The sequence below is a fragment of the Burkholderia sp. MSMB1459WGS genome (genome assembly GCF_001534535.1).
Taxonomy (GTDB): domain Bacteria; phylum Pseudomonadota; class Gammaproteobacteria; order Burkholderiales; family Burkholderiaceae; genus Burkholderia.
Map to the genome: position 1 here is coordinate 52,889 of NZ_LPMU01000059.1, position 25,513 is coordinate 78,401.

Consider the following 25,513-nt stretch of genomic DNA (forward strand, 5'->3'; position numbering starts at 1 on the left):
GCCCGCGCGCGATGGTGAAGGCATAGTCCAGCGCACGAACGGTTCGCGCATGCGACGCCGGCTTCGAAAGAAGCAGTGTGACGAAAATCCGCCGCCTTAATTGGCTTGCCGGTTCAAGTCCGGTCCCCGGCACCATCGATTGCGCCGATTCGATCGATGAAGGTGTGAAAAACCCGCGAGAAATGCAGCGCTCGCGGGTTTTTTTGTTTGGTGCGGATGCATGCAGCGCCACGCGCTGCGCGTCGATGCGACGAAAGCGACGCCATGTGATACTTGGCACGCGCTTCTTACCGACGCATTCCAACGCAGTTCGCCTCTCGCAATCCCATCCGTCATGACCGACTCGACCCATCACTATTACGAACCCTCGCAAGGCCACGGCCTGCCGCACGATCCGTTGAACGCGATCGTGGGCCCGCGCCCGATCGGCTGGATCTCCTCCCGCGGCAGCGACGGCACGCTCAATCTCGCGCCGTACAGCTTCTTCAACGCGTTCAACTATCGCCCGCCGATCATCGGCTTTTCGAGCACCGCCGCGAAGGACAGCGTGCGCAACGTGCAGGAGACCGGCGAGTTCGTGTGGAATCTCGCGACACGCGATCTCGCCGAGCAGATGAACCAGACCTGCGCCGCCGTGCCGTACGACGTGAACGAATTCGAACTGGGCGGCTTGACCGCGGTGCCGTCGCGCCTCGTCGACGTGCCGCGCGTCGCGGAAAGCGGCGTGAACTTCGAATGCAAGGTGACCGACGTGATCCGGCTGCGCGATCATCGCGGTGTCGAGACGCCGGCCACGCTGGTGCTGGGCGAGGTCGTCGCCGTTCATATCCGCCATGACCTGCTGAAGGACGGCATTTTCGACACGTTTGGCGCGGGCATCATTCTTCGTGCGGGCGGCCCGTCGGCCTACGTGCACGTGACGCCCGACAGCCGCTTCGACCTGTTCCGTCCCGACGCGTGATCGATCGCGCGTCGCAGTAAGCTGGCAAGCGGGCGCACGCGCGCCCAAACCTGAAAGACCCCGCAGAGATCGAGGATTTCGCGGGGTCTTTTGCTTCGTACCCTCACATGATCGGGACGCGCCGATCCGTCGGCGACGCCCGATCGTCGCCCGCCCGACGACCCTGCACCGCAAAACCCGTGCTGCGCCGACTCCGCCGGCCGCACCTCACGCACTGCGGCGATCCGCCATGGCAAATCTGCTCACCGCGAACGAGCGGCTTGGGCATCGACGTCCGCCGCTGCAAGGCATAGATTTCCAAGGTTGACGTGCTTATCCGCGCGTCAGCTCGCGCGCAGGCCGGCAACCGGCCTGCGCGTTCCCAAACAGCGTGAGACACAATCGAGCGTGGAGACGACACGATGAGCCTGTCAGAGCCATTGCGTCTGCATGTGCCGGAGCCCACCGGGCGCCCGGGCTGCAAGACGGACTTTTCCTATCTGCATCTATCGCCGGCCGGCGCCGTCCGCCGCCCGCCGATCGACGTAGCCGCGGCGGACACCGCCGATCTCGCCCGCAGCCTCGTGCGCGTGCTCGACGACAACGGCAAGGCCGTCGGCCCGTGGGCGCCCGATCTCGACGATGCGCGCCTGATCGCCGGGCTGCGCGCGATGCTCAAGACCCGCATTTTCGACGCGCGCATGATGATCGCGCAGCGCCAGAAGAAAATCTCCTTCTACATGTTGAGCCTCGGCGAGGAGGCGATCGGCACAGCGCACGCGATGGCGCTGCGCGACGGCGACATGTGCTTTCCGACGTACCGGCAGCAGAGCATCCTGATTGCACGCGACGTGCCGCTCGAACGGATGATCTGCCAGCTGATGTCGAACGAGGGCGATCCGCTGAAGGGCCGCCAACTCCCGGTGATGTACTCGGACCGCGAAGCCGGTTTCTTCTCCATTTCCGGCAATCTCGCGACGCAGTTCATCCAGGCGGTCGGCTGGGCGATGGCGTCGGCGATCAAGGGCGACACGAAGATCGCGTCCGCGTGGATCGGCGACGGCGCGACGGCCGAAGCCGATTTCCACACCGCGCTCACGTTCGCGCACGTGTACCGCGCGCCGGTCGTATTGAACGTGGTCAACAACCAGTGGGCGATCTCGACGTTCCAGGCGATCGCGGGCGGCGAGGGCACGACCTTCGCCGGACGCGGCGTCGGCTGCGGGATCGCGTCGCTGCGCGTCGACGGCAACGACTTCCTCGCGATCTACGCGGCGTCGAGCTGGGCGGCCGAACGCGCGCGCCGCAATCTCGGCCCGACGCTGATCGAGTGGGTGACCTACCGCGCGGGCGCGCATTCGACGTCGGACGATCCGACCAAGTACCGGCCGAGCGACGACTGGTCGCATTTCCCGCTCGGCGATCCGATCGAGCGCTTCAAGCGTCACCTGATCGCGAAGGGCATCTGGTCGGACGGCGCGCACGATGCGCTGACGGCCGAACTCGAGGCCGAGGTGATCGCCGCGCAGAAGGAAGCGGAGAAGTACGGGACGCTGGCCGACGACCGGATTCCGTCGCCGGCCTCGATGTTCGACGACGTATACAAGGAGCTGCCCGCGCACCTGCGCCGTCAGCGCCAGGAACTGGGAGCGTGATCATGGCGCAACACGAGACAGGGACGGCGACGCAGCCGATGACGATGATCCAGGCGCTGCGCTCCGCGATGGACGTGATGCTCGGGCGCGACAGCGACGTGGTCGTGTTCGGGCAGGACGTCGGCTACTTCGGCGGCGTGTTCCGCTGTACCGAAGGACTGCAGAACAAATACGGCAAGTCGCGCGTGTTCGATGCGCCGATCTCGGAAGGCGGGATCGTCGGCGCGGCGGTGGGGATGGGCGCGTACGGGTTGCGCCCCGTCTGCGAGATCCAGTTCGCCGACTATTTCTATCCGGCGTCCGACCAGATCGTGTCGGAAGGCGCGCGGCTGCGCTACCGCTCGGCCGGCCAGTTCACCGCGCCGATGACGATCCGGATGCCGTGCGGCGGCGGCATCTACGGCGGGCAGACGCACAGTCAGAGCCCGGAGGCGATGTTCACGCAGGTGTGCGGGCTGCGCACGGTGATGCCGTCGAATCCGTACGACGCGAAAGGGTTGCTGATCGCGTCGATCGAGAACGACGATCCGGTGATCTTCCTCGAACCGAAACGGCTGTACAACGGCCCGTTCGACGGCCATCACGAACGGCCCGTCACGTCGTGGCTCAAGCATCCGGCGAGCGCGGTGCCCGAAGGCTACTACACGGTGCCGCTCGATGCGGCCGCCGTCGTGCGCCCCGGCAACGACGTGACGGTGCTCACGTACGGCACGACGGTGCACGTGTCGCTCGCCGCGGCCGAGGAGACGGGCATCGACGCGGAAGTGATCGACCTGCGCACGCTGTGGCCGCTCGATCTCGACACGGTCGTCGCGTCGGTGCGCAAGACCGGGCGCTGCGTCGTGGTGCACGAAGCGACGCGCACCTGCGGTTATGGCGCGGAGCTCGTGGCGTTGGTCCAGGAGCACTGCTTCTACCACCTCGAAGCGCCGGTCGAGCGCACGACGGGCTGGGACACGCCGTATCCGCATGCGCAGGAGTGGGCGTACTTTCCGGGCCCGGCCCGGGTCGGTGAAGCGTTGCGACGCGTGATGGAGGCGTGAGATGGGGATTCATGTCATCAAGATGCCGGATATCGGCGAAGGGATCGCCGAGGTCGAGTTGGTGGCCTGGCATGTGGAAGTCGGGCAGACGATCAAGGAAGACCAGCCGCTCGCCGACGTGATGACCGACAAGGCGGCGGTCGAGATTCCGTCGCCGGTGGCGGGCAAGGTGATCGAGCTGGGCGGCCGGATCGGCGAGATGATGGCGGTCGGCAGCGAGCTGATTCGGCTGGAAGTCGAAGGCGACGGCAATCTGAAGGCAGCGCCACCGGTGCGGGAAACAAAGGTAGCAACCGCACCGGTCGCGGCGGCGGCGCCGTCGAAGCCGGCGGCCGACGCGCCGGCCGAGCCGCCTGCGCAGCCCGCAGCGCCGCGCGCACCGGCGAAACCGCGCCGCGACGAACCGGCCGCGCAGCCGCGCGCGGCGCTTGCGCCCGGAGAGCGGCCGCTCGCGTCGCCGGCCGTGCGTCAGCGCGCGTGGGACATGGGCATCGAGTTGCGCTACGTGCGCGGCACCGGCGAAGCCGGGCGGATCCTGCATGCGGATCTCGACGCGTATGCGCGCACCGGCGGCAGCTCGGCGCACGGATCGCAACCGCGCGGCTACGACGAACGCCACGACGAAACCGAAGTGCCGGTGATCGGTTTGCGGCGGGCGATCGCGCGCAAGATGCAGGAAGCGAAGCGCCGCATCCCGCATTTCAGCTACGTCGAGGAGATCGACGTCACCGAGCTCGAATCGTTGCGCACGGAACTGAACCGCCGCCACGGCGACACGCGCGGCAAGCTCACGCCGCTGCCGCTGCTGATCCGCGCGATGGTGATCGCGCTGCGCGACTTCCCGCAGATCAACGCGCGTTTCGACGACGAAGCGGGCGTCGTCACGCGCTACGGCGCGGTGCACATGGGCGTCGCGACGCAGACGGACGGTGGCCTCACGGTGCCGGTGCTGCGGCATGCGGAAGCGCGCGACGTGTGGTCGATCGCGGCGGAAATCGCGCGGCTCGCCGATGCGGTGCGCGCGAACCGTGCGCAGCGCGACGAGCTGAGCGGCTCGACGATCACGATCTCGAGCCTCGGCGCGCTCGGTGGCATCGTGTCGACGCCGGTGATCAATCATCCGGAAGTCGGCATCGTCGGCGTGAACCGGATCGTCGAGCGGCCGATGATCCGCGACGGCGCGGTCGTCGCGCGCAAGATGATGAACCTGTCGTCGTCGTTCGATCATCGCGTCGTCGACGGCGCGGACGCGGCCGCATTCATCCAGGCGGTGCGCGCGGTGCTCGAACGCCCGGCACTGCTGTTCGTGGAGTGAGCCGATGAAGAACGAACACACCACACTGCTCGTCATCGGCGGCGGCCCGGGCGGTTACGTCGCCGCGATCCGCGCCGGCCAGCTCGGCATTCCGACCATGCTCGTCGAACGCGAGCGGCTCGGCGGCACCTGCCTGAACATCGGCTGCATTCCGTCGAAGGCATTGATCCACGTGGCCGACGCGTTCGAACAGGCGTGCGGTCATGCCGGCGAGGGCGCGCTGGGGATCCGCGTGCGCACGCCCGAGATCGACATCGCGAAAAGCGTCGCGTGGAAGGACGGCATCGTCGACCGGCTGACGCGCGGCGTCGGCGCGCTGCTCAAGAAGAACGGCGTGCGCGTGCTGCACGGCGAAGCGCGCGTGATCGACGGCAAGACCGTCGAAGTCGTCGGCGGCGGTCATGCAGTGCGGATCGGTTGCGAACACCTGCTGCTCGCGACCGGTTCGGAGCCGGTCGAACTGCCGTCGATGCCGTTCGGCGGGCATGTCGTGTCGTCCACCGAAGCGCTGTCGCCCGCGACGCTGCCGAAGCGGCTGGTCGTCGTCGGGGCCGGCTATATCGGGCTCGAACTCGGGATCGTCTATCGCAAGCTCGGCGTCGACGTCAGCGTCGTCGAGGCGGCCGAGCGCGTGCTGCCTGCGTACGATGCCGAACTCGTGCGGCCGGTCGCCGATTCGCTCGCGCGCCTCGGCGTGCGGCTGTGGCTCGGCCACACGGTGCTCGGGCTGGACGCGCACGGCGCGGTGCGCGTGCGGGCGGCCGACGGCGCCGAGCACACGCTGCCGGCCGATCGCGTGCTGGTCGCCGTCGGCCGCCGGCCGCGCGTCGACGGGTTCGGGCTCGAGTCGTTGCTGCTCGATCGCAACGGCCGCGCGCTGCGGATCGACGACGCATGCCGGACCTCGATGCGCAACGTGTGGGCGATCGGCGACGTCGCGGGCGAACCGATGCTCGCGCATCGCGCGATGGCGCAAGGCGAGATGGTGGCCGAGCTGATCGCCGGTCGGCGTCGTCGGTTCACGCCCGCGTCGATTCCGGCCGTGTGCTTCACCGACCCCGAGATCGTGACGGCCGGCTGGTCGCCGGACGACGCGCACGCGGCTGGCGCCGATTGTCTGAGCGCATCGTTCCCGTTCGCGGCGAACGGGCGCGCGATGACGTTGCAGGCGACCGACGGGTTCGTGCGCGTCGTCGCGCGCCGCGACGATCACGTGATCGTCGGCTGGCAGGCGGTCGGGCGCGGGGTGTCGGAGCTGGCCGCGGCGTTCTCGCAGTCGCTGGAGATGGGGGCACGGCTCGAAGACATCGGCGGCACGATTCACGCGCATCCGACGCTCGGCGAGGCGCTTCAGGAAGCGGCGCTGCGCGCGCTCGGGCACGCGCTGCACGTGTGACGCGTTCGCCGAACGCAGGCGCCCGAGCCGGAGCGCCGCGCGCGCCTCGGCGTGCATCGGGGCCTGCATCGGGCATGCGCGGCCGGCCGCCGTGTCGGAACCGCTCCGAAACGGCTGGCCGCGTATGCGCCGGGTGTCAGGCAAGCGCGCTCCGATCGGCGTGCCGCGTCGTCACGTCACGATAGAACGCGTCGATCGCTTCGATCATCTGCGACAGCCCCGGCTGCTCGAGCGGATAGTGACCGGCGTTCTCCAGCATCTCGACCTTGACCGGCACGTGGCGGACCCGCGCGAGGAACGGCTCGCTCAGATGCAGCGGCGTCCAGCGGTCCGCGGCCGGCTGCGTGAGCAGGATCGGGCACACGGAGAAATCCTCCGGCTCGACCACCGGCCGGTACGACATGTAGGAATCGAGGAACGCCATCGTCATCGCGTTGCCGGCCGAGGTCCGGTCGGACATCCATACCTTCAGCGCATCGTCGCGGTTCACGAGCGCGTGCATCTTGCTCGCGAGCGACATCGGGATGCGCATGGCGCGCAGCGGCGTCTTCGCGGCGAAGTGCGTCATCGGGCCGCCGACGCGGCTCATGAACAGATTGCGTGCGGTTTCGTCGCGCACCTGCTGCAGGCGCTGGTCGAGAAAGGTCATGCCGACGATGCCGTCGACTTTCCCGTTCAGCGCGGCGACGTGGTACGTCAGCATGCCGCCCGCGCTCAATCCGTACAGCACGATCGGCCGATCGTCCTTCGCGCGCTCCGCGTCGATCAGGTCGCTGCCGGCGCGCACCCAGTCGTCGTAGCGCACCAGCGCGCCGCGCGCCACTTCGGTCATCCCGTATTCGGGCATGTCGACCGCGATCGTCTCGTAGCCGCGGCGTGCCAGTTGCTCGCCGACGATCATCGACATTTGCCGTCCGTTCGTGCCGACGCCATGGAACAGGATCACCTTCACCTGCGCGCGGGGATTGCGATACGTATCGAGATGGAGGCGATGGCCCCGCCAGTGCCACCATTGCTCGTCGGGCTGGCGATCGGCCGCCCACTGGAAGTCGGGCGGCAGGAACGCCTGCATGGCGCGCCAGACGGGCTGATCTGCATAGGTTCTGGACATGGCATCGGACTCCGGTCGGTCGAGTGAAAGGGCGGTTGCGATGGCACCCATCATCGCGCGGCACGCGGCTCGCGCCCATGCTGGCGCGGGCCAACCGCTTTAGAATCTAGGCCAACCCACGTCACGAGGCGCCCGATGAACGTCTGGAACTTTGTCCGCAGCCCGGCTTCCGTCCTGCTGATGGTCGCGTTCGGGCGAGACCGCGGGATCGCGCCGGCGGCCCTGCTGAAGGGCTCGCAACTCACGCTGAAGCAGCTCGCCGATCCGGATTTCACGGTGCTGGCCGCGCAGGAGCGGGCCGTCGCGTCGAACCTGCTTGCACTGGCCGGCGACGAGCCGGGGGTGGGCTTGACGGTCGGCCTGTCGTACCAGCTTTCCGCCTACGGATTGCTCGGATACGGGCTGCTGAGCAGCGCGACCGGGATGGATGCGGTCGCGCTCGCGGGCCGCTATCTCGCCTTGACGTATACGTTCGTCGGGATGACGTACCGTCGCACCGGGCGGCACGGCACGATCGTGTTCGACGCGGCGCCGGAATTGTCCGCGCCGCTGCAGCGCTTCTTCGTCGAGCGCGCGATGGGCGCCGCGTGCCGCGTGCTGCGCGACGTGATCGGCAGCGCGTTCACCCTCGCGACGTTCGACCTCGCGTACGACGCCGAACCCGGTGGCCGGCACGTGCTCGGCACGCCGGTCCGCTACCGGCGGCCGGCCAATGCGATCACGTTCGAGCATGCGCACCTCGAACGGCCGTTGCCGCAGGCCAATGCCGCGACGGCCGCGATGTGCGAGCGCATGTGCGCGGAGCTGATCGCGCGCCGGCGCACGCGGGTCGACCTCGTGTCGTTCCTGAACGAATACCTGTCCACGCGGCCGTTCGACCGGCCGCCGCAACTGAAGGACATCGCGACGCTGCTGAACACGAGCGAGCGCACGCTCAAGCGCCGGCTGCGGGAGGAGGGCGCGAGTTTCCGCGACATCTCGAATGCGGTGCGCAAGGCGCGCGCGCAGGCGCTGATCGCCGAAGGGCGGCTGTCGATCAAGGAAATCGCGGACGAACTGGGGTTCAGCGACATCTCGTCGTTCTCGCAGGCGTACAAGCGCTGGACGGGCGTGGCGCCGAGCGTGTCGCGGCAGGCGGCGCCCGGTTCATAGCGGAGGCGAGGGCGGGGCGGCGGTCGCGGTTGACCGTCCCGCGCGAACCGTTCATCGTGTCGCTATCCCGCCTGATTGATTGGCCGCGCATCGGCGGGTTCGCCGCGGTGCGGCATGGCGAAACGCCGCGTGCACGCGGCTTTTTCTGCCGATTGGTGCACACGTGCGCCTCACGGAACGACCGGACATGAAACTGTTGCTCATCGGCGCGACCGGGCTCGTCGGGCGCCACGTCCTCGAAGTCGCGCTCGCCGACGCGCGGGTGGACCAGGTCGTCGTGCTCGCGCGCCGGCCGTTGTCGCCGCATCCGAAGATGCGCGCGTTGGAGGTCGACTTCGATCGACTGCCGGACGCGGCCGACTGGTGGCGGGCCGACGCGGTGATCTGCACGCTCGGCACCACGATGCGCGTCGCGGGCACGCAGGCCGCATTCCGCCGCGTCGATCACGACTATCCGCTCGCGGTCGCGCGTCTTGCGCACCGGCACGGCACGCCGACCTACGTGCTGAATTCCGCACTCGGCGCGGACGCTGCATCGCGCATCTTCTACAACCGCGTGAAGGGCGAGGTCGAACAGGCGCTCGCCGGCGTCGGGTTCGATTCGCTCACGTACGTGCGACCGGGCCTGATCGGCGGCAGCCGCGACGAGTTCAGGTTCGTCGAGCGGCTGTTCGTGTTCGCGTTGGGCGCCGTCGGGCCGGTGCTGCCGGCGAAGTGGCGCGTGAATCCCGCGTCGCGGATTGCGCGCGCGATGCTCGACGCGGCGATCGACGCACGGCCGGGTGTGCAGGTCATCCCATCGGATCGGCTCGTCTGATGCGGCGCGGGCGACGCGCCCGCCCGGCTATCCATCTGCGTTCGCATCGAGCGCGCCGAACTGCTCGGCGAGCGCCGCCGTGAACGCATCCAGCGCTTCACTGCCGTCGGAATTCCTCGGTGTCGCGAGCTGAAATTCGACCGCGTGGCTCAGCTTGCTCGCCAGCAGCCGGCGCATCTTCCCGGCGGCGACCCACGGCGCCGCGACGTGGTCGGGCAGGAAGCCGACATGCGCGCCCGACAGGATGAAGATCACGTCGGCGTCGACGTTTTCCGAAAACGCGGTCGGCTGCGTATTGCGCAGCGCTGCCCCCGACGTGTTCGTCTTGTAGAGCCGCGCGACGTTGCTCGCGCGGGCGATGTCGTTGATCGACACGGTTTTCTTCGCGAACAGCGGATGGCGGGCGCCGCAATGCAGCGACTGATGCTCGACGAACAGCGGCGAGTAGTGCAGGCCGGCCTGATGGCCGGAGAAATAGCCGATCGCGAGGTGCAGTTCGCCTTTCAGCAGTCGGCGTTCCAGCTCGTCGGGCGGCACCGCGATCATTTCGATCAGCACGTCCGGCGCGCGCTCGCGAAAGCGCCCGACGGCCGCCGCGATCGATTCGACGACGTCGGGCGAGAGCCGCTCGGACAGGCCGATGCGCAATTCGCCGAGCAACGTGCCCGATACGTGCTGCGTGTCGCGCGTGAACACGTCCATCGCGTGCAGGAGCCGGCGCGTCGACTGCAGCACGCGTTCGCCCTTCGGCGTCAGCCGGAAGCCGCTTTTGCCGCGATCGCAGAGCCGGAACCCGAGCCGCGTCTCGAGCTTGGCCATCTGCGTGCTGATCGTCGACGGCGCCATGCCGAGCGTACCCTGCGCGGCGCTGAAGCCGCCGCTTTCGACGATCGTCAGAAAGAGCCGCAGCAACTGCAAATCCATGTCTCTGAGTCGGGTCAGCATGGCGATACATCGTATTTTGTGAAGTCGGCTTATGTTAGTTCATATTTTTCGATGCATCCGGCGCAGGCAGAATCGGGCACGAGGTCGCCAACCGTGCGACCGAGCCCCCTTCAGACACGAATCCGACGATGAGCCAGAACGATTTCGCGTTCACGCGCGACAGCCTCTACGGCACCCAGGCCGAACCGAGTTTTGCGGGCGCGACGAGCTTCATGCGCCGGCGTTTCAGCCGCGATCTCGACGGCGTCGATCTCGCGATCACCGGCGTGCCGTTCGATTCCGCCGCCTCGCACCGTCCCGGCACGCGGTTCGGCCCGCGCGGGTTGCGGATCGCGTCGACGGGCATCGCGTGGGAGCGCCCGTGGCCGTGGTCGTTCGATCCGTTCGACGTGCTGGCCGCGGTCGATTACGGTGATTGCGCGTTCGATCTCGGGCAGCCCGAATCGGTGCCGGGCGCGATCGAGCGGCATGCCGAGGCGATTCTCGCGCGTGGCTGCGCGATGCTGACGCTCGGCGGCGATCACTTCATCACGTATCCGCTGCTCAAGGCGCATGCGAAGGTGCACGGGCCGCTGTCGCTCGTGCATTTCGACGAGCACACCGACACGTGGCCCGATCGCGGCGTGAAGCGCATCGATCACGGGACGATGTTCTATCACGCGGCGCGGGAAGGGTGGGTCGTGCCCGAACGGTCGGCCCAGATCGGCATCCGCACGACCAACGACGAACCGATGGGGTTCGACATCCAGGATGCGCGCCACGTGCATGGGTCGACGCCCGCCGCGGTCGCCGCACGCATTCGCGAGCGCGTCGGCGATCATCCGGTGTACCTGACGTTCGACATCGACTGTCTCGATCCGGCGTTCGCGCCGGGCACCGGGACGCCGGTCTCGGGCGGCCTGTCGAGCCATCAGGCGCTCGAGACCCTGCGTCACCTCGACGGCATCAACCTGGTCGGCATGGACGTGGTCGAAGTGTCGCCGCCGTATGATCATGCGGAAATCACGTCGCTGGCCGGTGCGACGATCGCGCTGGAGCTGATCTGCCTGTATGCGTCGCGCCGGCGGCAGAAAAAGGACGCGTCGATCGATGGATGACCTCACCTGGCGCAAGGCCGTTCCCGGCGACGCCGCCGAATGCATCGCGCTGCGGGCGCGCACCCGCGAGAACGCGTTCACTGAAGCGCAGTTGCGCGCGCTCGGCATCACCGTCGAAAGCTGGGACGACGGTATCCGCGACGGGCTGTTCTCGGGCCACGTGTGCTGCGCGCGCGGATGCATGGTCGGCTACTGCTTCGGCGACACGGTCTCGGGCGAGATCGTCGTGCTCGCGATGCTGCCCGAGTACGAAGGAGCGGGGATCGGCAAGCAGTTGCTGCGGCATGTGATCGACGATTTCGCGGCGAACGGCTTCACGTCGCTGTTTCTCGGCTGCTCGACCGATCCCGCGTCGCGCGCGTACGGGTTTTATCGCCACCTCGGCTGGACGCCGACCGGCGAGCTGGACGACGCGGGGGACGAGATCCTCACGTTTCAGGTCGGGCAACGCGGCTGATCGGACGCGTTGTTCGGATCTCGGCGTTTGCCCGGTTCGAACAACTGCTTGGTCAGACCGGGCAATCGGGTCATTGCCGCATGCGCGCGCCGACCGCGACGGCGTGGCGCTGCGCCGCCACGACGCCAACGCGTGGCGGCGCGCGACATCGACGCCGCACGACACCTGCCGAACCTCCTTCCGCCGCCGCCATGGCAGCCACGCCCGAGCGGCTACCCCCAATCGAGCTTTCATTTTCCCGACGCCCGGCTTGTGGCAAAACCTGCGCAGATATACCGCGATTGCTCGGACAATTTCGAAAGTCGATCGATACCGGGTAATCACCGATATCTCGCAAGTTGTATATACAAGATCATCCGCTGGCAATGTCGGCACACGTCGTGCCGCTTGCGCGCCAGCGTGCAGACCCTGCGCGCGTGGCGCATGCCGGCGATCCACGGCGCCCCGCATTCGCCGAGCCGAAAGGGCGGCTCGCAGCTTCCTGTCTCGTTCAAACCATGTGTGGTCCTGAGTATTTTGGAGATTGACCCGTGTCAACGAATTCCAGTGGAAAAGCCGGCGGCCTGATCGAGGTTCGCTCGATCGACTTCATTCCCGATGCCGAGCGCCACGGCGGCCTGCTGAGCCAGTTCACGCTGTGGCTGTCGGCCAACATGCAGATCACGGCCATCGTCACGGGCGCGCTCGCGGTCGTGCTCGGCGGCGACGTGTTCTGGTCGCTGGTCGCGCTGCTGCTCGGCCAGCTCGTCGGCGGCGCGGTGATGGCGCTGCACGGCGCGCAGGGGCCGCAGCTCGGCCTGCCGCAGATGATCTCGAGCCGCGTGCAGTTCGGCGTGTACGGCGCGATGATCCCGATCGTGCTCGTGTGCCTGATGTACATCGGCTTTTCCGCGAGCGGCTCGGTGCTGGCCGGGCAGGCCGTCGCGCAGCTGCTGCACGTCGACGACGCGGCCGGCATCCTGCTGTTCGCGGCCGTGATCGTGGTGCTGACCGTGTTCGGCTATCGTGCGATCCACTTCGTCGGCCGGATCGCGAGCGTGGTCGGCATCGTCGCGTTCGTCTACATGTTCGCCCAACTGTTCGCGAACCACGACATCGGCGCGCTGCTCGCGAACCGGCATTTCTCGCTGCCGAGCTTCCTGCTCGCGATGTCGCTGTCCGCGTCGTGGCAGATCGCGTTCGGCCCGTACGTCGCCGACTATTCGCGCTATCTGCCGCGCTCGACGTCGTCGGTCGCGACGTTTCTCGCGGTCGGCCTGGGCTCGGTGATCGGCGCACAGGCGGCGATGGTGTTCGGCGTGTTCGCAGCCGCGCTCGCCGGCAGCCAGTTCGCGCACCACGAAGTGTCGTACATCGTCGGCCTGGGCTCGACGGGCGCCGTGGCCGCGCTGCTGTATCTCAGCATCGCGTTCGGCAAGGTGACGGTCACGGCGCTCAACGCGTACGGCAGCTTCATGTCGATGGCCACGATCGTCAGCGGCTTTCGCGGCAAGCATGCGGTATCGTCGAAGAGCCGTCTCGTCTACATCTTCGGGATGATCTGCGTGTCGACGCTGATCGCGCTCGCGGGCCGTCATTCGTTCCTGAAGGAGTTCACCGCGTTCATCCTGTTCCTGCTCGCGTTCTTCACGCCGTGGAGCGCGATCAACCTCGTCGACTACTACTGCTTCACGCGGTCGCGCTACGACGTGCCGGCGCTGTCCGATCCCGATGGCCGCTACGGCCGCTGGAACGCGATGGCCATCACGATCTATGTGGTCGGCATCCTGGTGCAGTTGCCGTTCATGTCGACGCACATCTACACGGGGCCGCTCGTCGATGCGCTCGGCGGCACCGACATCTCGTGGATCCTCGGCCTCGTCGTGCCGGCCGTGCTGTATTACGTCGGCGCCCGCGCGTCGCGACGCAGCATTCCCGAACGCCTGATCCTGCCGCTCGAACGCGGCGAAGTTCCCCACTGACGACACGTCCCGTGCATCGGGCCGGCAAGCCGCCGGCCCGGGCGCGGAGCCAGGTGCGGCCAGCGCCGGGCGCTGTCGACGCAATCCCATATCCCGCGATGGCGGTGCGGCATTCACGCCGCGCCAAGCATCGTTTCAATCTCGATCCATTGAATAGTATGACTAAGTATATTGAAGCGCGCGGCATCGATTGCCGCGCGCGGCCGGTGCACGCCGGTGTTCGCGTCGCGGTGGCGATCGCCTGCGTCGCCGGTTCGGGCGCTGCGCTCGCGCAGGACGGCGTCACGCTGTACGGCGTGATCGACGAATTCGCGCAGTACGTGAATACGGGCAACGGCTATACGGCCGCGATCAATTCGGGCGGCCAGTGGGGCAGCCGATTCGGATTGAAGGGCGGTGAGGATATCGGCGGCGGCCAGAAGATCGAGTTCGCGCTGGAAAACGGCTTCAATCCGAACGACGGCTCGCTCGCGAGCGCCGGCAGCATGTTCAACCGGCAGGCATGGGTCGGCATCGCGGGACAGTGGGGCAAGGTGCGCGCGGGCCGGCAGAATTCGCCGCTATTCAACGACCAGGGCGGACAGGATGCGTTCGGCGGCGTCACGCAGGCATCCGGCATGGACAACCTGACCGTGTTCGCGTTCCGCACGAGCAACACGCTGTCGTACCAGAGCCCGCAGATCGCCGGTTTCCAGGGCGGGCTGTACTTCGGGTTCGGCGATGCGGGCGGCGTGCGCTCGGCCGGTTCCAGCCAGCAGTTCGATCTGACCTACGAACACGGCCCGTTCGGCGCATTCGTCGCGGGCCAGTGGTTGAAGAGCGCCGCGGCAACCACGACCGATCGCACGCTCATGGCCGGTGCGTCTTACGCGATCGGCAAGGCGACCGTGTACGGCGGTTTTTCCGCAGTGAAGTGGGCCGACCTCGGCATCGATTCGCGCGTGTACGGCGTGTCGGTCAAATACCAGTTCAATCCTGCCAACTACGTCGCGCTCGGTTACGCGTACCTGCACGATCAGTCGTCGCAAGGCAACAATGCGGATCAGCTCGGGCTGATGTACGAGTACGATCTGTCGAAGCGCACGAGCTTCTACGGTGCGCTGTCGTACCTGCGCAACCGCAATCAGGCCGGCTACACGCTCGCCGGTGCGGCGAACCCCGGCCTGCCGCTCGCGTACCCGGGCGCGAATGCGCGCGGCGTGCAACTCGGTATCGTGCATCGCTTCTGACGCATGACGTGACGCGCCGGGGCATGGGCGCCCGGCGCGTGCTCCGGGCGCATGCGCGCCGTCATTTCCCGAGCCGCTCCGCGAGCGAGTAGCGCTGCATGCAGCGCTCCATCGCGTCGAGAAACGCGTGCTCGGCCGCATTCATCTTGCGGTCGCGATGCCATAGCAGGAACACGTCGACATCGACGAGCCCGTCGTCGGGCGGTAGTCGCCACAGCCGTTGCTGCGCGATGTCGTCGCGCACGATGTGCTCGGGCAGGCAGCCGATCCCGTAGCCCGCGAAGATCAGCCGCCGCACTTCCTCGAGGCTCGGCGACGACGCGACGATGCGTCCCGTGAAGCCTCTCTGGTCGCGGAACACGGTGAGCGGCGACAGGCTGTCGCCGATCTGGTCGCTCGTGAACGACACGAAATTCTCCGCGAGCAGGTCGTCCATCCGCAACTGCGTCTGCCCGAACAGCCGGTGATGGCGGCCGCAGTAGATTGCATAACGCTGGCGCAGGAAGCAGCGCATCTCCAGCTTGTCGTGCGGCGTGCGGCACAGGCCGAGCCCGGCCGTGGCCGTTTTCTGCAGCAGCGACGACAGGATGTCCGACGAGCGCATCACTTCGATCTGCAGATCGATACGCGGATACGCGCGATGGAAATCCGCGAGGAACTCGTCGTAGACGGGCGATTCGATGCGGCTCACCGTCAGCAGCCGGATCGAGCCGGTCAGGTCGGCCGTGCTGTCGTCGATTTCGGTCTCGAGGCGCGAGATGCCGCCGTAGATGTCGCTCGCGATCCGGTACACGGCTTCGCCGGCCGGTGTCGGCGCGAAGTGCGCGCCGCGCCGCTCGATCAGCCGGCGCTCGAGCGTCTCCTCGAGCCGCCGCAGCGCCTGGCTGACGGCCGGCTGCGTGACGTGCAGGCGGGCGGCCGCGCGGCTCACGCTGCGCTCCTGCATGATCACCAGATAGGTGCGCAACAGGTTCCAGTCGAGGCGGTCGTTCAGGAACGGGGCGAGATCGGGGCGCATCGGGTCTCCGGAGGCGGGCATTAGTTCGATTTATATCGCGAATAATAACTTGAAATTTGACTAATGATTTGCGGTCGCCGATAAAGGAGGGGCGCCGCAGCGTGCGGCGCGAGGCCGCGACAGACGGCCGTCGTCACGATATTGCGCGTCGCCCCGCCGCGGCGTGCGTCAGGAGCCCGCATGACCCAGTCCCTTCCTTCCGCCCGCCAGCCGGGGCGCGCCGCGACGGCCGCGTTCATCGGCACGATGATCGAGTGGTACGACTTCTACATCTACGCGACCGCTGCCGCGCTCGTGTTCGGCGAACTCTATTTCCCGTCGCACGACCCGTTCGTCAGCACGATGGCGTCGTTCGCGACGTTCGCGGTCGGCTTCTTCGCGCGTCCGCTCGGCGGCGTGATCTTCGGCCATCTCGGCGACCGCATCGGCCGCAAGAAGGCGTTGATGACGACGCTGATGATGATGGGCATCGCGACCGTCTGCGTCGGGCTGCTGCCCGATTATTCGAAGGTCGGCATCCTTGCGCCGGTGCTGCTCGTCGCGCTGCGCATCGTGCAGGGGATCGCGGTCGGCGGCGAATGGGGCGGCGCGGTGCTGATGGCGGGCGAGCATGCGCCGCAGGGGCGTCGCACGTTCTTCGCGTCGTTCGCGCAGCTCGGCAGCCCGGCCGGGCTGATCCTGTCGCTGATCGCGTTCCGCGCGGTCACGTCGATGGACAAGGCCGATTTCCTCGCATGGGGCTGGCGCCTGCCGTTTCTCGCGAGTTCGGTGCTGCTCGTGGTCGGCATCCTGATCCGGCTCGGCGTGAACGAGTCGCCGGAATTCGCGCGGGTCAAGGAAGCCAACCGCACGGTGAAGCTACCGGTCGCGGAAGTGTTCCGCTCCGCGTCGGGGCTCGTGCTGCTCTGTATCGGCGCGAACACGATCGGTATCGCGGGCGTCTATTTCACGAACACGTTCATGATCGCGTACACGACCCAGTACGTCGGCGTATCGCGCTCGCTGATCCTCGACAGCCTGTTCGCGGTCGCGATCATCCAGTTCTTCGCGCAGCCGCTCGCCGCTTGGATCGCCGAGCGCATCGGCGGGGCGCGCTTCCTGAAACTCGCGGCGCTGCTCGCGATGCTGTCGCCTTATCCGATGTTCATGCTCGTGCAGGGCGGCACGTCCGCGTCGCTGATCGCGGGCATCGCGCTCGCCGTCGTCTGCATGGCCGGCTTCTACTCGGTGATCGCGGGCTTCGTCAGCGACGTGTTTCCCGCACACGTGCGTTATTCGGCGATCTCGCTCGCTTACCAGATTTGCGGCGCGATCGCGGGCGGCCTGACGCCGCTCGCCGGCACGTGGCTCGCGCATCGCTTCACGGGCCAGTGGTGGCCGCTCGCGGTGTTCTACACGTGTCTCGCCGGTATTTCGCTGCTCTGCATCGTCGCGCTCGATGCGCGCCGCGCCGCGCGGCCGGCCGCCGCCGAAGCGCTCGGCTCGCATTGAACTTCCACGAACGAATCGATCCGGAATGCATATGAACAACCTGCTGGAAATCGACGGCGCCCGCCTGTGGCGCAGCCTGGCCGACATGGCGCGCGTCGGCGCGACACCGCGCGGCGGCGTGCGGCGCCTCGCGCTCACGGATGACGACCGGCGCGGGCGCGACCTGTTCGCGCAATGGTGCCGCGACGCGGGGCTGACGGTGAGCGTCGATGCCGTTGGCAACCTGTTCGCCCGGCGCGACGGCGCCGATGCGCACGCCGCGCCGGTGCTGATCGGCAGCCATCTCGACACGCAGCCCGAAGGCGGCCGCTTCGACGGCGTCTACGGCGTGCTCGCCGCGCTCGAACTCGTGCGCACGCTGAACGACGCGGGCATCGCGACCGACAAGCCGCTCGAGATCGTGTCGTGGACCAACGAGGAAGGCGCGCGTTTCGCGCCGGCGATGCTTGGCTCGGCCGTGTTCACGGGCGCGTTGCCGCTCGACGACGCGCTCGCGAAGCAGGATGCCGACGGCGTCACGCTCGGCGCGGCGCTCGACGCGTGCGGTTATCGCGGCACGCGCGCAATGGGCGGCGCGGTCGACGCGTATTTCGAGGCGCACATCGAACAGGGGCCGGTGCTCGAGGCGAACGGCACGACGATCGGCGTCGTCACGGGCGGCCAGGCGATCCGCTGGCTCGACGTGACGGTGACGGGCGTGGCCGCGCATGCGGGCACGACGCCGATGCCGTATCGCAAGGATGCGTATTTCGCGAGCGCGCAGATCGCGCTCGAACTCGAACGGATCGTCGCCGCCTACGCGCCGCGCGGGCTCGCGACGATCGGGCAGGTCGGGATTCGCCACGCATCGCGCAACACGATTGCCGGCGACCTGACGTTCACGGTCGACCTGCGTCATCACGACGATGCCGAAGTCGATGCGATGGAGCGCGACCTGCGCGACGCATGCGCCCGCGTCGCCGCCGCGCGCGGCGTGCAGGTGGCGATCGATACCTGCTGGCGCAGCCCGGCGACGCCGTTCGACCGCAATTGCGTCGGGCTGGTCGCGCAGGCGGCTGCCGCATTCGGCTACACGCACGAGCGCATCGTGAGCGGCGCCGGCCACGACGCGATCCTGCTCGCACGCCGCTTCCCGACCGCGATGGTGTTCATTCCGTGCGTCGACGGCCTGTCGCACAACGAAGCCGAGGATGCGTTGCCCGACGACGTGACGCGCGGCACGAACGTGCTGCTCCATGCGGTGCTGGCGCGCGCGGGCATCGCGACGCGCGTCGAAGCGCCGGCCGCGACGCACGGCGCCTGATACGGCGAATCGACGAGGACCACCATGAAAACCTATTTCCATCCCGAACAACTGCTGCACCATCCGCGCAGCTACCTGTCGCGCGGCCAGATGCGCGAGCCGCAGGAAGTGCCCGAACGCGCGGCGCGGCTCGTTGCGGCCGTCCGGTCGCTCGACTTCGACGTGCGCGAGCCGGCCGACCGCGGCGCCGCGCCGATCGCGGCCGTGCACGACATGAACTACCTGCGCTTTCTCGAGGATGCGCACCGCGACTGGAAGCGGATGCCCGACGACTGGGGCGACGAAGTGATGTCGAACGTGTTCGTGCGCGATCCGAACCCGCTGCGCGGCGTGCTCGCGAAAGCCGCGCGCTATCTCGCCGACGGCAGTTGCCCGGTGGGCGCGAATACGTGGCGCTCGGCGTACTGGTCGGCGCAGGACGCGCTGGCCGCGGCCGCCGACGTCAACGACGGCGCACGCGAGGCCTACGCGCTGTGCCGGCCGCCCGGTCATCATGCGCGCCGCGACGCGGCCGGCGGCTTCTGCTACCTGAACAACGCGGCGATCGCTGCGCAGGCGCTGCTCGGCCGGCATCGCCGCGTCGCGATTCTCGATACCGACATGCATCACGGGCAGGGCGTGCAGGAGATTTTCTACGGTCGCGACGACGTGCTGTACGTGTCGATCCACGGCGACCCGACCAACTTCTACCCGCTCGTCGCGGGCTACGAGGAAGAGACGGGGGCGGGCGCCGGCGCCGGCTTCAACCTCAACCTGCCGATGCCGCACGGCGCGCCGGAGTCGGCGTTCTTCGAGCGGCTCGACGACGCGCTGCGCGCGCTCGCGCGGTTCGAGCCCGACGCGCTCGTGCTCGCGCTCGGCTTCGACATCTACAAGGACGACCCGCAATCGCAGGTCGCGGTCACGACCGACGGGTTCGGGCGGCTCGGCGGCGCGCTCGGCGCGCTCGGATTGCCGACGGTGATCGTGCAGGAGGGCGGCTATCACCTCGAGAGTCTCGATGCGAACGCGCGCGCGTTCTTCGGCGGGTTTGCCACGAGGCGCTGACCGGGCCGGCGGAATCGGACCGTACGCCGACAGTGAAAACGGCCGCATGTGAACTGCACCCCAAAGGTTGGACAACCCACCTTTGGGGTGTTTTTCATGATTGAACCGCTTGGATTTCCTGGACAGTGCCGAGCGTTAGTGTTCGGTCTTTCCGAACAGCCTGGACGTCAACCGTCCGGCTTCATGGGCCGGTTCAATGGCGCGGCCGTGAAAATGCGTGCGGACAGGGGGCAGGCGGGGCGCGCTCGCGCTCACGAATTCGCGGCGGCCGGCGTGCGGCGGCGCTGCGTGACCTGCAGCATGACGAGCGCGAGTCCGGCGGCGGCGATCAGCGCGCCGACGAGCGGCACTGCCGCGTAGCCGAACCCGGCCGAGATCGCCGCACCGCCAGCGGCGGCGCCCAGCGCGTTGCCGAGGTTGAACGCGCCGATGTTGACGGCCGACGCGAGGCCCGGCGCTTCGTGGGCCGCGCGCATCACGCGCATCTGCAGCGGCGGCACGACCGCGAACGTCGCGATTCCCCAGACCAGCAGCGTGACGCCGGCGCCCGCATGCGTGGCGGCGAGCAGCGGGAACGCCGCCATCGTCGCGATCAGCAGTACCAGGAAGCCGATCAGCGTGCCGTCGAGCGAGCGGTCGGCCAGCCGGCCGCCCGCGACGTTGCCGATCGAGAAGCCGACGCCGATCAGCACGAGCATCGCGGTCACGAAGCCGGGCGTTGCGCCCGTCAGGTGTTCGAGCGTCGGTGCGACGTACGTATAGAGCGTGAACATCGCGCCGGCGCCGAGCACGGTCGTCCCGAGCGCGCCGAGCACGACGGGCCGCGTCAGCACGGACAGTTCGGCGCGCAGGTCGGGCATCGTGCCGGCTTCGCCCTTCGGCAGCGCGGCGAACAGGCCGGCGATCGCGATCACGCCGAGGCCGGCCGTCGCCGCGAACGACATGCGCCAGCCGATGATGTGGCCGAGCCAGGTCGCGGCCGGCACGCCGCCGACGTTCGCGATCGTCAGGCCCATGAACATCGTCGCGACCGCGCTGGCCTGCTTGTCGCGCGGCACGAGGCTTGCCGCGACCACCGAGCCGAGCCCGAAGAACGCGCCGTGGTTGAGACTCGTCACGAGGCGCGCGAGCAGCAGCGTCGTGTAGTCGGGTGCGACCGCCGACAGCAGGTTGCCGATCGTGAAGATCGACATCAGCGCGATCAGCGCGGCGCGGCGCGACCAGCGCGCGAGCAGCAGCGTCATCAGCGGCGCGCCGACCATCACGCCGATCGCATACGCGCTGATCAGCATGCCGGCTTGCGGTATCGACACGTGCACGCCGTCGGCGATCACGGGCAGCAGACCCATCGGCGAGAACTCGGTCGTGCCGATGCCGAACGCGCCGGCGGCGAGTGCGAGCAGCGGCAGTGCGGCGCCGCCGCGGGACGGGGAGGAAGTCGTGGGGTTCACGCGGTGAGCTCCTGTAAGCGGGGAACGACGGCATGAGGCCGTTGAGGACAGCGTGAAGTGTGCCTGCATTACTTTTGCGGAAAAAGCCGCATTCGGGCGAAATTATCTTGATTTCATGTCAACAATGCAGCGTGCGGGCAACGTGCATGGCGTGGCCCGGCAGCCGTGCTTCGGCGGGAGAGGCGATCGCCGATGGCCGGCGTCGCGCAATGGCCGGAACGCCTTTCGCCGCCGGGCTCGACGGCAAAAAAGCCCCGACCACAGGGGGACCGTGGCCGGGGCGGAAACGCATCCTCTCTTTGGCACGAGGGGTGGGATGCGCGCGCAGTATATTTCGGGCCATGACGATTCGAATCGGCGTTAAACGACTGTTTTTGGTGTCAATTTGAAAATTGCGGTGTCGTGGCGTCGTCCGTCGGCGTTCCGAAAGATTTTTCGATGACGCGATGGTGTCGTTTAGTCCACAAAAACCGCTGAAACGCCGGGATCGCGGAAATGGGCATTCCGTCCGTCGGGGCGGCAACGTGCACCGTCCGACCGCGCGCCGATGCATCCGCATCCGCATTCGTTCAGCCCGATTCGCCGGCCGCCGCGCGGACCGCCGCCAGGAAACGCGCGACGACGGGCGACGGCGCCGCCGCCGCGCCGTCGAACACGAACTCGATGTCGAAGCGGCTCGCGAGTTCGTCGAGCGCGACGAGCCGGACCGTGCGCGGGCAGGTCGGCGACGCGCTTTCCGGCACGAACGCGCAGCCCATCCCGGCCGCGACGAGACCGATCAGCGTCGGGATGTCGCTGCCGACCTGCGCGATGCGCGGCGTGAAGCCGGCCTGCTGGCACTGGGTCATCAGGAACCGGTGGTGCGCGGCGGAGCGCTGCGCATCGAACCAGACGAACGGCTCGTTCGCGACGTCGGCCAGCGTGCGCGGCGCGACGAAGCGGCCGCCCGGCGGCGCGGGCATCGCCAGCACGAAGCGATCGCTCAACAGCCGTACGCCCGTCAGATGCGGCGCTTCGTCGCGACGCCACGCCATGATCCCGGCATCGAGCTGGCCGCGCATCAGCGCGTTCGCCTGCTCGGCCGACAGCATCGGCGCGATCGACAGTTTCACGTCCGGGCACGCATCGCGAAACGCCTTCAGGACGTTCGCGACGACCGGCAACGGCAGGCAGTTCGGCAGCGCGCCGAGCCGCAGTTCGCCGAGCTGGCCGGCCGCGCTGCGCAACGCGCGCTCGCGGCTGTCCTGCAGCATGGCGAGCAGGCCGGTCGCATCGTGCAGGAAGCTCGTGCCGGCCGCGGTGAGCGTGACGCCCGTCGCGCGACGGATCAGCAGCGGCGTGCCGATCGCGTCCTCGAGCTCGCGGATCTGCCGCGACAGCGCGGGCTGTACGATACCGGCCGCACGGGCGCCGGCCATCACGCTGCCGGCCTCGGCGACGGCGACGAAGTAGCGCAGGTGACGCAGCTCGATCTGGCGCATGCGGTGTCCGGTCGGTGAGTGGATATGCCTGTGAAGCATAGCAAACGCCATTCGATGGTATTGGAAAGCATGACGAGCGTGCCGTACGATGGCCGTCGTTGCCGCCTTCGCTCGTCGCGCGTCGCGTGCGTTTTCCTCCGTCCTCATTGCGTTCCGTCCCATGCCGCTTCATATCCCGACTCCCTATATCCGCTCGCCCATCGCGTCCCGTCGGCTCGGCAAGGCCATCCGGCTGAAGCTCGATGCGCTGCAGCCGTCAGGCTCGTTCAAGCTGCGCGGCATCGGCGCCGTCTGCGAAGCGCGCCATGCAGACGGGGCCCGGCGGTTCGTGTCGTCGTCGGGCGGCAACGCGGGCATCGCGGTCGCGTATTGCGGCCGCGAGCTTGGCGTGCCGGTGCGCGTCGTCGTGCCGGAAAGCACGTCGGCCCGGGCGCGCGAGCTGATCCGCGTCGAAGGCGCGGAACTCGTGGTGCACGGCGCGAGCTGGGCGGAGGCGAATGCGTTCGCGCAGTCGGCGCTCGGCGAGCACGACGCGTTCGTGCATCCGTTCGACGATCGCGTGCTGTGGCAGGGCCACGCGACGATGATCGACGAGATGGCGGCGGTTGGCCCGAAGCCCGACGCGATCGTGCTCGCGGTCGGCGGCGGCGGTTTGCTGTGCGGCGTGCTCGAAGGGCTGGCGCGCAACGGCTGGCACGACGTGCCGGTCGTCGCGGCCGAGACGGAAGGCGCCGACTGCTACGCGCGCTCGCTCGCGCAGGGGCATCCGGTCGAACTGGCGGCCATCGCGAGCATCGCGACGACGCTCGGCGCGAAGCGGCCGTGCGACGCCGCAGTCGAATGGGCGACACGCCACGCGATCCATCCGGTCGTCGTGTCCGATGCCGACGCGGTGGCCGCGTCGCTGCGGTTTCTCGACGAACACAGGATCGTCGTCGAGCCTGCGTGCGGCGCTGCGCTGGCCGCGCTGGAGCGGCCGGTGCCGGTGCTCGCGTCGGCAGCGGAGATCGCGGTGATCGTCTGCGGCGGCGTGACCACGACCGTCGAGCATTTGCAGACGCTGCGCGCGACGTTGCGGTAGGCGAGGGCGCCGGCAGACAGCGCAGTCGCGAGACGACGGGCCGCCTGCGATCGTCGTGTGTGGTGCACTGCGGGCTTGGACCGCGTGCAGCCAGCGGCGATGCGTCGGCGTTGTCCTTGTCATCCCTTCAATCCCGCGCGGCCATGCGCGGCCGGCATACGGCCGCATGGGCATGAACGGTTTCGGGGATGACGCGGAAGGGAGGCGTACCGTCGCGCTACGGTGCATCCGCGCGGGCGCGACGATACGGGAGCGCGATCAGTGCGCGGTTGGCGCGCTCGCGCCGGACGACGCGGACGATGCGACCGGATCGGCGGCAGCCGGCGCAGGCGATGCGCTCGACGGCGCCGATGCCGACGCGGGTGCCGATGCTGCCGACGAAGGCGCGGGCGCGGCCGACGACGGAGCGGCGGCGGTCGGCGCTGCCGGACGTGGAGCAGACGCGGGCGCGGAAGCCGGTGCGGCCGTCGAACCGGAAGTCGACGAAGGGGCCGGCGCGGTTGCCGGACCGGAAGCCGGCACAGGCGCCGACGCGGGAGCAGGCACCGACGCAGGCGCCGGACCGGCCGCCGAAGCGGGCGCAGGTGCGGACGCCGCTGCGGGCGCCGTTCCCGAAGCCGGCACCGACCCGGACGCCGCCGCCGGCGCGGCAGCGCGCGTTGCAGGCGCCGCGACGGCCGATGCCGCCGACGGCACGGCATTTGCGCCCGACCCCGGCGCGACGCCCGGCGCCGAAAGCGGCACGGGCGCCGCGGGCGGCGTCGGCACGACCGGCGTCGTCATCTTCATCGGCTCGCCTTGCGGTGTCGGCGCGGGCTCGGGCAGCGGCGCGACGGGCTCCTTCTCGGCGGCCTTCACGGTCGCGCGGTCGCGGCGCGCCGGGTCGATCTTCAGGAAATGGTCGACGAGATTGAAGAAGCGCTCGTAGAACACGCCGGCGGGAATCGTCTCGCTCGCGGTCTTGACGAGCGCATCGTCGCTCGACCCGATCGGCAGCGACAGCGAACCGAACACGCTGAGGCCGACGCTGGCCGACGTATTCGATTTCTTCAGCGTATAGCGGTCCTGCACCGCGTTCACGTACGCGATGCTCGACGAGCCGTCCGCATTCGCATCCGCGCACACGACGTGAAACTCGATCACGACGTGCATGTCGTTGCTCGGCTGGAAATTCTTGCTGCCGTCGACGGCGTCGTTGCGCGACGACGACACCACGTAGCCCTGGCTCAGCAGTGCGCGCCGCGCGGCCTCGCAGGCCGCGTCGGATTTCGAGTGGAACGTATGCGCATACGGGCTGCTGGTCGCGTCGAACTGTTCCTGCTGGTAGATCGGCTTGGGCGGCGACGAGCATGCCGCCAGCACGGTCGCGGCCGCGAGCGCGCACGAAACGGAAAACAGGCGAAATCGGTTGTGCATGGCGTCTTTCAGAAGGCTCGGCGAGAGGCGGCGCAAGGGTGGTGCCCGGATGGGCGTGCACACACGTCTCGTGTGGCCGGGGCGACATTATAGTTTCGTTTGATGTC

General features: G+C 68.5%; 21 protein-coding genes. 15 read left to right on the forward strand and 6 right to left on the reverse strand.

Features of this window, described 5'->3' with window-relative positions:
• The first annotated feature begins 334 nt into the window (after window positions 1–334).
• From WT97_RS21605 to lpdA, 5 genes are all read left to right on the forward strand, one after another.
• On the forward strand, window positions 335–961 hold the full coding sequence (locus WT97_RS21605) for a flavin reductase family protein (protein WP_059501889.1): 627 nt from the start codon (window positions 335–337) through the stop codon (window positions 959–961).
• Window positions 962–1,362: 401 nt separating this feature from the next.
• Window positions 1,363–2,595, forward strand: a complete 1,233-nt coding sequence (locus WT97_RS21610; RefSeq protein WP_060354386.1) for a 3-methyl-2-oxobutanoate dehydrogenase (2-methylpropanoyl-transferring) subunit alpha — start codon at window positions 1,363–1,365, stop codon at window positions 2,593–2,595.
• 2 nt (window positions 2,596–2,597) lie between these two features.
• Window positions 2,598–3,638, forward strand: a complete 1,041-nt coding sequence (locus tag WT97_RS21615) for an alpha-ketoacid dehydrogenase subunit beta (protein WP_060354387.1) — start codon at window positions 2,598–2,600, stop codon at window positions 3,636–3,638.
• A 1-nt stretch (window position 3,639) separates the two neighbouring features.
• On the forward strand, window positions 3,640–4,953 hold the full coding sequence (locus tag WT97_RS21620; protein WP_059501894.1) for a dihydrolipoamide acetyltransferase family protein: 1,314 nt from the start codon (window positions 3,640–3,642) through the stop codon (window positions 4,951–4,953).
• Between the two features lie 4 nt (window positions 4,954–4,957).
• Window positions 4,958–6,349 carry a dihydrolipoyl dehydrogenase gene (gene lpdA, locus WT97_RS21625; RefSeq protein ID WP_060354388.1) on the forward strand — a complete coding sequence of 464 codons (1,392 nt, stop codon included), beginning with the start codon at window positions 4,958–4,960 and terminating at the stop codon, window positions 6,347–6,349.
• Between the two features lie 136 nt (window positions 6,350–6,485).
• Here lpdA and WT97_RS21630 read toward each other — a convergent pair whose 3' ends face one another.
• Window positions 6,486–7,460, reverse strand: coding sequence for an alpha/beta hydrolase (locus tag WT97_RS21630; protein WP_060354389.1), 975 nt, complete (start codon window positions 7,458–7,460; stop codon window positions 6,486–6,488).
• Between the two features lie 135 nt (window positions 7,461–7,595).
• Between WT97_RS21630 and WT97_RS21635 the strand changes: the two genes are divergently transcribed.
• Together WT97_RS21635 and WT97_RS21640 are read left to right on the forward strand one after the other, a co-directional pair.
• Window positions 7,596–8,612 carry an AraC family transcriptional regulator gene (locus WT97_RS21635; RefSeq protein ID WP_060354390.1) on the forward strand — a complete coding sequence of 339 codons (1,017 nt, stop codon included), beginning with the start codon at window positions 7,596–7,598 and terminating at the stop codon, window positions 8,610–8,612.
• A 187-nt stretch (window positions 8,613–8,799) separates the two neighbouring features.
• On the forward strand, window positions 8,800–9,429 hold the full coding sequence (locus tag WT97_RS21640) for an NAD(P)H-binding protein (RefSeq protein WP_060354391.1): 630 nt from the start codon (window positions 8,800–8,802) through the stop codon (window positions 9,427–9,429).
• Between the two features lie 27 nt (window positions 9,430–9,456).
• Here WT97_RS21640 and WT97_RS21645 read toward each other — a convergent pair whose 3' ends face one another.
• Window positions 9,457–10,374: a LysR family transcriptional regulator gene (locus WT97_RS21645; protein ID WP_060354392.1), complete on the reverse strand. Its 918-nt coding sequence runs from the start codon at window positions 10,372–10,374 to the stop codon at window positions 9,457–9,459.
• 128 nt (window positions 10,375–10,502) lie between these two features.
• Between WT97_RS21645 and speB the strand changes: the two genes are divergently transcribed.
• The 4 genes from speB (at window position 10,503) to WT97_RS21665 (ending at window position 15,118) form a co-directional block, all read left to right on the forward strand.
• On the forward strand, window positions 10,503–11,471 hold the full coding sequence (gene speB, locus WT97_RS21650; protein WP_060354393.1) for an agmatinase: 969 nt from the start codon (window positions 10,503–10,505) through the stop codon (window positions 11,469–11,471).
• On the forward strand, window positions 11,464–11,928 hold the full coding sequence (locus WT97_RS21655; RefSeq protein ID WP_060354394.1) for a GNAT family N-acetyltransferase: 465 nt from the start codon (window positions 11,464–11,466) through the stop codon (window positions 11,926–11,928). The genes speB and WT97_RS21655 overlap by 8 nt, the downstream gene beginning before the upstream one ends.
• A gap of 530 nt (window positions 11,929–12,458) precedes the next feature.
• Entirely contained in the window at window positions 12,459–13,889 is a 1,431-nt protein-coding gene (locus WT97_RS21660) for a cytosine permease (RefSeq protein ID WP_059501903.1), read from the forward strand.
• 158 nt (window positions 13,890–14,047) lie between these two features.
• Window positions 14,048–15,118, forward strand: coding sequence for a porin (locus tag WT97_RS21665; RefSeq protein WP_060354395.1), 1,071 nt, complete (start codon window positions 14,048–14,050; stop codon window positions 15,116–15,118).
• A 61-nt stretch (window positions 15,119–15,179) separates the two neighbouring features.
• On the opposite strand, the gene WT97_RS21670 is transcribed toward WT97_RS21665, so the two are convergent.
• Window positions 15,180–16,136, reverse strand: coding sequence for a LysR family transcriptional regulator (locus tag WT97_RS21670; RefSeq protein ID WP_034206911.1), 957 nt, complete (start codon window positions 16,134–16,136; stop codon window positions 15,180–15,182).
• Between the two features lie 180 nt (window positions 16,137–16,316).
• On the opposite strand from WT97_RS21670, the gene WT97_RS21675 reads away from it, so the two are divergent.
• The 3 genes from WT97_RS21675 to WT97_RS21685 are packed head-to-tail and all read left to right on the forward strand — an operon-like array spanning window position 16,317 to window position 19,977.
• Window positions 16,317–17,627: an MFS transporter gene (locus WT97_RS21675; RefSeq protein WP_060354396.1), complete on the forward strand. Its 1,311-nt coding sequence runs from the start codon at window positions 16,317–16,319 to the stop codon at window positions 17,625–17,627.
• A 31-nt stretch (window positions 17,628–17,658) separates the two neighbouring features.
• Window positions 17,659–18,930, forward strand: coding sequence for a Zn-dependent hydrolase (locus tag WT97_RS21680; RefSeq protein WP_060354397.1), 1,272 nt, complete (start codon window positions 17,659–17,661; stop codon window positions 18,928–18,930).
• A 24-nt stretch (window positions 18,931–18,954) separates the two neighbouring features.
• Window positions 18,955–19,977: a histone deacetylase family protein gene (locus tag WT97_RS21685; protein WP_060354398.1), complete on the forward strand. Its 1,023-nt coding sequence runs from the start codon at window positions 18,955–18,957 to the stop codon at window positions 19,975–19,977.
• A gap of 251 nt (window positions 19,978–20,228) precedes the next feature.
• On the opposite strand, the gene WT97_RS21690 is transcribed toward WT97_RS21685, so the two are convergent.
• Both WT97_RS21690 and WT97_RS21695 read right to left on the reverse strand, forming a co-directional pair.
• The gene (locus WT97_RS21690; protein ID WP_060036352.1) at window positions 20,229–21,428 is read right to left on the reverse strand and encodes an MFS transporter; all 1,200 of its coding nucleotides are present in this window, start codon (window positions 21,426–21,428) and stop codon (window positions 20,229–20,231) included.
• A gap of 569 nt (window positions 21,429–21,997) precedes the next feature.
• Complete coding sequence (locus tag WT97_RS21695) at window positions 21,998–22,909, reverse strand: LysR family transcriptional regulator (protein WP_059792369.1); 912 nt, start codon at window positions 22,907–22,909, stop codon at window positions 21,998–22,000.
• Between the two features lie 160 nt (window positions 22,910–23,069).
• Here WT97_RS21695 and WT97_RS21700 point away from each other — a divergent pair, with 160 nt between their 5' ends.
• Window positions 23,070–23,990, forward strand: a complete 921-nt coding sequence (locus WT97_RS21700) for a pyridoxal-phosphate dependent enzyme (RefSeq protein ID WP_060354457.1) — start codon at window positions 23,070–23,072, stop codon at window positions 23,988–23,990.
• Between the two features lie 258 nt (window positions 23,991–24,248).
• On the opposite strand, the gene WT97_RS21705 is transcribed toward WT97_RS21700, so the two are convergent.
• Window positions 24,249–25,406: a DUF2242 domain-containing protein gene (locus WT97_RS21705; RefSeq protein WP_060354399.1), complete on the reverse strand. Its 1,158-nt coding sequence runs from the start codon at window positions 25,404–25,406 to the stop codon at window positions 24,249–24,251.
• Window positions 25,407–25,513 lie beyond the last annotated feature (107 nt).

Bases quoted from the DNA above. Each gene is read 5' to 3' on its own strand.
- WT97_RS21605 (WP_059501889.1), top strand. From the start codon at position 335: ATGACCGACTCGACCCATCACTATTACGAACCCTCGCAAGGCCACGGC.
- WT97_RS21610 (WP_060354386.1), top strand. From the start codon at position 1,363: ATGAGCCTGTCAGAGCCATTGCGTCTGCATGTGCCGGAGCCCACCGGG.
- WT97_RS21615 (WP_060354387.1), top strand. From the start codon at position 2,598: ATGGCGCAACACGAGACAGGGACGGCGACGCAGCCGATGACGATGATC.
- WT97_RS21620 (WP_059501894.1), top strand. From the start codon at position 3,640: ATGGGGATTCATGTCATCAAGATGCCGGATATCGGCGAAGGGATCGCC.
- lpdA (WP_060354388.1), top strand. From the start codon at position 4,958: ATGAAGAACGAACACACCACACTGCTCGTCATCGGCGGCGGCCCGGGC.
- WT97_RS21630 (WP_060354389.1), bottom strand. From the start codon at position 7,460: ATGTCCAGAACCTATGCAGATCAGCCCGTCTGGCGCGCCATGCAGGCG.
- WT97_RS21635 (WP_060354390.1), top strand. From the start codon at position 7,596: ATGAACGTCTGGAACTTTGTCCGCAGCCCGGCTTCCGTCCTGCTGATG.
- WT97_RS21640 (WP_060354391.1), top strand. From the start codon at position 8,800: ATGAAACTGTTGCTCATCGGCGCGACCGGGCTCGTCGGGCGCCACGTC.
- WT97_RS21645 (WP_060354392.1), bottom strand. From the start codon at position 10,374: ATGCTGACCCGACTCAGAGACATGGATTTGCAGTTGCTGCGGCTCTTT.
- speB (WP_060354393.1), top strand. From the start codon at position 10,503: ATGAGCCAGAACGATTTCGCGTTCACGCGCGACAGCCTCTACGGCACC.
- WT97_RS21655 (WP_060354394.1), top strand. From the start codon at position 11,464: ATGGATGACCTCACCTGGCGCAAGGCCGTTCCCGGCGACGCCGCCGAA.
- WT97_RS21665 (WP_060354395.1), top strand. From the start codon at position 14,048: ATGACTAAGTATATTGAAGCGCGCGGCATCGATTGCCGCGCGCGGCCG.
- WT97_RS21670 (WP_034206911.1), bottom strand. From the start codon at position 16,136: ATGCGCCCCGATCTCGCCCCGTTCCTGAACGACCGCCTCGACTGGAAC.
- WT97_RS21675 (WP_060354396.1), top strand. From the start codon at position 16,317: ATGACCCAGTCCCTTCCTTCCGCCCGCCAGCCGGGGCGCGCCGCGACG.
- WT97_RS21680 (WP_060354397.1), top strand. From the start codon at position 17,659: ATGAACAACCTGCTGGAAATCGACGGCGCCCGCCTGTGGCGCAGCCTG.
- WT97_RS21685 (WP_060354398.1), top strand. From the start codon at position 18,955: ATGAAAACCTATTTCCATCCCGAACAACTGCTGCACCATCCGCGCAGC.
- WT97_RS21695 (WP_059792369.1), bottom strand. From the start codon at position 22,909: ATGCGCCAGATCGAGCTGCGTCACCTGCGCTACTTCGTCGCCGTCGCC.
- WT97_RS21700 (WP_060354457.1), top strand. From the start codon at position 23,070: ATGCCGCTTCATATCCCGACTCCCTATATCCGCTCGCCCATCGCGTCC.
- WT97_RS21705 (WP_060354399.1), bottom strand. From the start codon at position 25,406: ATGCACAACCGATTTCGCCTGTTTTCCGTTTCGTGCGCGCTCGCGGCC.